This window comes from Stenotrophomonas sp. SrG, from assembly GCF_050031795.1.
GTDB classification, from domain to species: domain Bacteria; phylum Pseudomonadota; class Gammaproteobacteria; order Xanthomonadales; family Xanthomonadaceae; genus Stenotrophomonas; species Stenotrophomonas rhizophila_A.
The window spans coordinates 1-248 of record NZ_JBNBBE010000692.1 but is presented as its reverse complement, the minus strand read 5'-3'; the positions used below and the strand labels follow the sequence as shown (position 1 = coordinate 248).

At 63.7% G+C, this 248-nt stretch carries 1 protein-coding gene; it reads left to right on the top strand.

Annotated elements, in window-relative coordinates; genetic code table 11:
• Positions 1-248 (top strand): F0F1 ATP synthase subunit gamma (locus ACQG3P_RS21355; RefSeq protein WP_426806173.1); only part of this gene is annotated, 248 nt, incomplete at both ends.

Genomic DNA, 248 nt, shown 5'->3' with positions numbered 1-248 from the left:
AGCAGCAGGTTGCACACCACGACTGGGAGGACCTGTACGAACCCGCCGCCGCGACCGTGCTGGAGCACGCGATGACGCGTTACGTCGAATCGCTGGTGTACCAGGCAGGGCTGGAAAACGTCGCGTCCGAGCATGCAGCCCGCATGGTCGCGATGAAGTCTGCCAGACACAACGCCAACCAGCTGCACGGAACCCTGCCGCTGGTCTACAACAAGGCCCGCCAGGCCGCGATCACCCAGGAAATTTCG